This is a genomic window from Citrobacter sp. Cpo147 (genome assembly GCF_030332405.1).
Taxonomy (GTDB): domain Bacteria; phylum Pseudomonadota; class Gammaproteobacteria; order Enterobacterales; family Enterobacteriaceae; genus Citrobacter; species Citrobacter portucalensis.
Map to the genome: position 1 here is coordinate 199,391 of NZ_JAOWHX010000035.1, position 6,347 is coordinate 205,737.

8 protein-coding genes are annotated in these 6,347 nt (G+C 50.6%); all 8 read left to right on the plus strand.

All coding sequences use genetic code 11. The features are described 5' to 3' along the window. Positions 1-141: 141 nt before the first annotated feature. Entirely contained in the window at positions 142-864 is a 723-nt protein-coding gene (locus OGY06_RS17585; protein ID WP_003023643.1) for a helix-turn-helix transcriptional regulator, read from the plus strand. Then, positions 864-1,250: a sulfurtransferase complex subunit TusD gene (tusD, locus tag OGY06_RS17590; protein WP_003827770.1), complete on the plus strand. Its 387-nt coding sequence runs from the start codon at positions 864-866 to the stop codon at positions 1,248-1,250. Before OGY06_RS17585 ends, tusD begins: the two co-directional genes overlap by 1 nt. Then, the gene (gene tusC, locus OGY06_RS17595; RefSeq protein ID WP_286605798.1) at positions 1,250-1,609 is read left to right on the plus strand and encodes a sulfurtransferase complex subunit TusC; all 360 of its coding nucleotides are present in this window, start codon (positions 1,250-1,252) and stop codon (positions 1,607-1,609) included. Before tusD ends, tusC begins: the two co-directional genes overlap by 1 nt. 7 nt (positions 1,610-1,616) lie before the next feature. Continuing rightward, positions 1,617-1,904, plus strand: coding sequence for a sulfurtransferase complex subunit TusB (tusB, locus tag OGY06_RS17600; protein ID WP_003023651.1), 288 nt, complete (start codon positions 1,617-1,619; stop codon positions 1,902-1,904). 125 nt (positions 1,905-2,029) lie between these two features. Continuing rightward, the gene (gene rpsL, locus OGY06_RS17605) at positions 2,030-2,404 is read left to right on the plus strand and encodes a 30S ribosomal protein S12 (RefSeq protein ID WP_003023654.1); all 375 of its coding nucleotides are present in this window, start codon (positions 2,030-2,032) and stop codon (positions 2,402-2,404) included. Positions 2,405-2,499: 95 nt separating this feature from the next. Further along, complete coding sequence (gene rpsG, locus OGY06_RS17610) at positions 2,500-2,970, plus strand: 30S ribosomal protein S7 (protein WP_003023657.1); 471 nt, start codon at positions 2,500-2,502, stop codon at positions 2,968-2,970. A 96-nt stretch (positions 2,971-3,066) separates the two neighbouring features. After that, positions 3,067-5,181 (plus strand): elongation factor G, encoded by a 2,115-nt coding sequence (gene fusA / locus OGY06_RS17615; protein ID WP_003023659.1) that lies wholly within the window; start codon positions 3,067-3,069, stop codon positions 5,179-5,181. Positions 5,182-5,250: 69 nt separating this feature from the next. Further along, positions 5,251-6,347 (plus strand): elongation factor Tu (gene tuf / locus OGY06_RS17620; RefSeq protein WP_118262821.1); only part of this gene is annotated, 1,097 nt, incomplete at its 3' end.

Below are 6,347 nucleotides of genomic sequence, written 5' to 3' on the forward strand. Positions count from 1 at the left end.
CGGCGGTTTTTTATTATCGACAGGATATAATTAATACTGGAAAGCGCCTTGTGCGCTGTATTACTTTAGATGCCCCTATAATAGTGATGAGCCTGCCCTGACAACATAACGACAGGCTCCTGAAAAGGAGTGCTTTTTTTCATGTCCAGGTCGCTTTTAACCAACGAAACCAGTGAGCTAGATTTGCTGGATCAACGTCCTTTCGATCAAACCGACTTCGATATCCTCAAATCCTACGAAGCGGTAGTGGACGGGTTGGCGATGCTCATTGGTTCCCATTGTGAAATCGTATTGCACTCTTTGCAGGATTTGAAATGCTCGGCCATCCGCATTGCTAACGGTGAACATACGGGCCGTAAAATTGGCTCACCGATTACCGACCTTGCGTTGCGTATGCTGCATGATATGACGGGTGCGGATAGCAGCGTGTCGAAGTGTTACTTCACACGTGCGAAAAGCGGTGTCTTGATGAAGTCGGTGACGATTGCCATTCGCAACCGTGAGCATCGCGTGATTGGTCTGCTGTGCATCAACATGAACCTTGATGTTCCTTTCTCGCAGATAATGAATACCTTTATCCCACCGGAAACCCCGGAAGTGGGCTCTGCCGTCAACTTCGCTTCTTCGGTGGAAGATCTGGTTACCCAGACGCTGGAATTCACGATCGAAGAAGTAAATGCCGATCGCAATGTTTCCAACAACGCGAAGAACCGCCAGATCGTCCTGAATTTATATGAGAAAGGCATCTTCGATATTAAAGATGCCATCAACCAGGTCGCCGATCGGCTGAACATCTCCAAACATACGGTCTACCTCTATATTCGTCAGTTCAAAAGCGGCGATTTCCAGGGGCAAGACAAGTAATGCGTTTTGCCATCATGGTGACAGGGCCTGCTTATGGCACGCAGCAGGCGAGTAGCGCGTTGCAATTTGCTCATGCGCTTCTCGAAGAAGGGCATGAGTTATGCAGCGTCTTTTTCTATCGTGAAGGTGTATATAACGCCAATTTCCTGACTTCACCCGCCAGTGATGAATATGATCTGGTGCGGGCCTGGCAACAGCTGAACCAACAGCATGGTGTAACGCTGAATATCTGCGTGGCGGCGGCGTTGCGTCGCGGCGTTGTTGATGAAACTGAGGCAAAGCGGCTGGGGCTGGCAGGGGCTAATTTACAACCAGGTTTTAACCTCAGCGGGCTTGGATCGCTGGCTGAGGCATCCCTGACCTGCGATCGCGTGGTGCAGTTCTGATGAAACGTGTTGCTTTTGTTTTTTCTACCGTACCGCACGGCAGCGCATCAGGCCGTGAAGGATTAGATGCATTGCTGGCGACATCTGCATTAACGGAAGACCTCGGCGTGTTTTTTATCGGCGATGGCGTCTTTCAAATCCTCCAGGGACAACAACCGGATGCCGTGCTGGCGCGAGACTATATCGCAACCTTCAAGCTGTTAGGGTTGTACGATATCGATCAATGTTGGCTGTGCGCCGCTTCATTACGCGAGCGGGGCCTTCGGCAGGGGGTTAATTTTGTGGTCGATGCGACAGCGCTTGAACCGGAAGATTTACGCCGTGAGTTAGGCAACTTTGACGTCATTTTAAGGTTTTGAGACTCTCATGCTGCACACACTACATCGCTCCGCGTGGCTTACCGATTTCTCCTCTCTTCTTCGCCTGATAGATAAAGACGATGAACTTTTATTGCTCCAGGATGGTGTGACGGCGGCAATCGAAGGCAGCCGCTTCCTTGAAAGTCTGCAAAATGCCTCCATTAAGGTCTATGTACTGGAAGAAGACATTAAGGCCCGCGGGTTGAGTGGTCAAATTTCAGACAGTGTCGTCAGGGTTAGCTATACTGACTTCGTCAGACTTACGGTGAAGCATCCCAGCCAGATGTCCTGGTAATTGTGGGATCGTTGTATATTTCTTGACACCTTTTCGACACCGACCTAAAATTCTGCGTCCTCATATTGTATGAGGTCGTTTTATTACGTGTTTACGAAGCAAAAGCTAAAACCAGGAGCTATTTAATGGCAACAGTTAACCAGCTGGTACGCAAACCACGTGCACGCAAAGTTGCAAAAAGCAACGTGCCTGCGCTGGAAGCATGCCCGCAGAAACGTGGCGTATGTACTCGTGTATATACTACCACTCCTAAAAAACCGAACTCCGCACTGCGTAAAGTTTGCCGTGTTCGTCTGACTAACGGTTTTGAAGTGACTTCCTACATCGGTGGTGAAGGTCACAACCTGCAGGAGCACTCCGTGATCCTGATCCGTGGCGGTCGTGTAAAAGACCTCCCGGGTGTTCGTTACCACACCGTTCGTGGTGCGCTTGACTGCTCCGGCGTTAAAGACCGTAAGCAATCACGCTCCAAGTATGGCGTGAAACGTCCTAAGGCTTAATGGTTCTCCGTTAAGTAAGGCCAAACGTTTTATATTAATGTCAAACTAAACTCTTAGAGTTTTGGACAATCCTGAATTAACAACGGAGTATTTCCATGCCACGTCGTCGCGTCATTGGTCAGCGTAAAATTCTGCCGGATCCGAAGTTCGGATCAGAACTGCTGGCTAAATTTGTAAATATCCTGATGGTAGATGGTAAAAAATCTACTGCCGAAACTATCGTATACAGCGCGCTGGAGACCCTGGCTCAGCGTTCTGGTAAAAACGAACTGGAAGCTTTCGAAGTAGCTCTCGAAAACGTGCGCCCGACTGTCGAAGTTAAGTCTCGCCGCGTTGGTGGTTCTACTTATCAGGTACCAGTTGAAGTCCGTCCGGTCCGTCGTAATGCTCTGGCAATGCGTTGGATCGTTGAAGCTGCTCGTAAACGCGGTGATAAATCCATGGCTCTGCGCCTGGCGAACGAACTTTCTGATGCTGCAGAAAACAAAGGTACTGCAGTTAAGAAACGTGAAGACGTTCACCGTATGGCAGAAGCCAACAAGGCGTTCGCACACTACCGTTGGTAATCCCTTCGGAGTTTTAGTCACCAGGCGGGCGCTTCTAGTAAGCAGCCCGCTTTGGGCTACTTAAATTGAACGCCTAAAAGATAAACGAGGAATCAAATGGCTCGTACAACACCCATCGCGCGCTACCGTAACATCGGTATCAGTGCGCACATCGACGCCGGTAAAACCACTACTACCGAACGTATTCTGTTCTACACCGGTGTAAACCATAAAATCGGTGAAGTTCATGACGGCGCAGCCACCATGGACTGGATGGAGCAGGAGCAGGAACGTGGTATTACTATCACCTCCGCAGCGACTACTGCATTCTGGTCTGGTATGGCTAAGCAGTATGAACCGCATCGCGTAAACATCATCGACACCCCGGGGCACGTTGACTTCACTATCGAAGTAGAACGTTCCATGCGTGTGCTTGATGGTGCAGTAATGGTTTACTGCGCAGTTGGTGGTGTTCAGCCTCAGTCTGAAACCGTATGGCGTCAGGCAAACAAATATAAAGTTCCGCGCATTGCGTTCGTTAACAAAATGGACCGTATGGGTGCGAACTTCCTGAAAGTTGTTGGTCAGATCAAAACCCGTCTGGGCGCGAACCCTGTTCCGCTGCAGCTGGCAATTGGCGCTGAAGAAGCGTTCACCGGTGTTGTTGACCTGGTGAAAATGAAAGCCATCAACTGGAACGAAGAAGATGCAGGTGTAACCTTCACTTATGAAGATATCCCGGCTGACATGCAGGAACTGGCTGAAGAATGGCACCAGAACCTGATCGAGTCCGCTGCAGAAGCTTCAGAAGAGCTGATGGAGAAATACCTGGGTGGTGAAGAACTGACTGAAGAAGAGATCAAAAAAGCTCTGCGTCAGCGCGTTCTGAACAACGAAATCATCCTGGTAACCTGTGGTTCTGCGTTCAAGAACAAAGGTGTTCAGGCGATGCTGGATGCGGTAATTGATTACCTGCCATCCCCAGTAGACGTACCTGCGATCAACGGTATTCTGGACGACGGTAAAGATACTCCTGCTGAGCGTCATGCTAGCGATGACGAGCCGTTTGCTGCTCTGGCATTCAAAATCGCTACCGACCCGTTCGTGGGTAACCTGACCTTCTTCCGTGTGTACTCTGGTGTGGTTAACTCCGGTGACACCATCCTGAACTCCGTGAAAACTGCACGTGAACGTTTCGGCCGTATCGTACAGATGCACGCTAACAAACGTGAAGAGATCAAAGAAGTTCGCGCGGGCGATATCGCTGCTGCAATCGGTCTGAAAGACGTGACCACTGGTGACACTCTGTGTGACCCGGATCACCCGATCATTCTGGAACGTATGGAATTCCCTGAGCCGGTAATTTCCATCGCGGTAGAACCGAAAACCAAAGCTGACCAGGAAAAAATGGGTCTGGCTCTGGGCCGTCTGGCGAAAGAAGACCCGTCATTCCGCGTATGGACTGACGAAGAATCTAACCAGACCATTATCGCTGGTATGGGTGAGCTGCACCTCGACATCATCGTTGACCGTATGAAGCGTGAATTCAACGTTGAAGCGAACGTCGGTAAACCTCAGGTTGCTTACCGTGAAGCGATTCGCGCGAAAGTTACCGATATCGAAGGTAAACACGCTAAGCAGTCTGGTGGTCGCGGTCAGTACGGTCATGTTGTTATCGACATGTACCCGCTGGAGCCGGGTTCAAACCCGAAAGGCTACGAGTTCATCAACGACATCAAAGGTGGTGTAATTCCTGGCGAATACATCCCGGCCGTTGATAAAGGCATCCAGGAACAGCTGAAATCTGGCCCGCTGGCTGGTTACCCGGTTGTTGATCTGGGCGTGCGTCTGCACTTCGGTTCTTACCATGACGTTGACTCCTCTGAGCTGGCGTTTAAACTGGCCGCTTCTATCGCCTTCAAAGATGGCTTTAAGAAAGCGAAACCAGTTCTGCTTGAGCCTATCATGAAGGTTGAAGTAGAGACTCCGGAAGAGAACACCGGTGACGTAATCGGTGACTTGAGCCGCCGTCGTGGTATGCTTCGTGGTCAGGAATCCAACGTCACTGGCGTTGTTATCCATGCTGAAGTTCCGCTGTCTGAAATGTTCGGATATGCAACCCAGCTGCGTTCTCTGACCAAAGGCCGTGCTTCTTACTCCATGGAGTTCCTGAAGTACGACGATGCGCCGAACAACGTTGCTCAGGCCGTTATTGAAGCCCGTGGTAAATAATCCACAGGATTAAAACCTAAGTCCCGTGCTCTCTCCATAGGGGAGAGCACTATAGTAAGGAATATAGCCGTGTCTAAAGAAAAATTTGAACGTACAAAACCGCACGTTAACGTCGGCACCATCGGCCACGTTGACCACGGTAAAACTACCCTGACCGCTGCAATCACTACCGTACTGGCTAAAACCTACGGCGGTGCTGCTCGTGCATTCGACCAGATCGATAACGCGCCGGAAGAAAAAGCTCGTGGTATCACCATCAACACTTCTCACGTTGAATATGACACCCCGACTCGCCACTACGCACACGTAGACTGCCCGGGCCACGCCGACTATGTTAAAAACATGATCACCGGTGCTGCGCAGATGGACGGCGCGATCCTGGTTGTTGCTGCGACTGACGGCCCGATGCCGCAGACTCGTGAGCACATCCTGCTGGGTCGTCAGGTAGGCGTTCCGTACATCATCGTGTTCCTGAACAAATGCGACATGGTTGATGACGAAGAGCTGCTGGAACTGGTAGAAATGGAAGTTCGTGAACTTCTGTCTCAGTACGATTTCCCGGGCGACGACACTCCGATCGTTCGTGGTTCTGCTCTGAAAGCGCTGGAAGGCGAAGCAGAGTGGGAAGCGAAAATCATCGAACTGGCTGGCTTCCTGGATTCTTACATCCCAGAACCAGAGCGTGCGATTGACAAGCCGTTCCTGCTGCCTATCGAAGACGTATTCTCCATCTCCGGTCGTGGTACCGTTGTTACCGGTCGTGTAGAGCGCGGTATCATCAAAGTTGGTGAAGAAGTTGAAATCGTTGGTATCAAAGAGACAGCTAAGTCTACCTGTACTGGCGTTGAAATGTTCCGCAAACTGCTGGACGAAGGCCGTGCTGGTGAGAACGTTGGTGTTCTGCTGCGTGGTATCAAACGTGAAGAAATCGAACGTGGTCAGGTACTGGCTAAGCCGGGCTCTATCAAGCCGCACACCAAGTTCGAATCTGAAGTGTACATTCTGTCCAAAGACGAAGGCGGTCGTCATACTCCATTCTTCAAAGGCTACCGTCCGCAGTTCTACTTCCGTACTACTGACGTGACTGGTACCATCGAACTGCCGGAAGGCGTAGAGATGGTAATGCCGGGCGACAACATCAAAATGGTTGTTACCCTGATCCACCC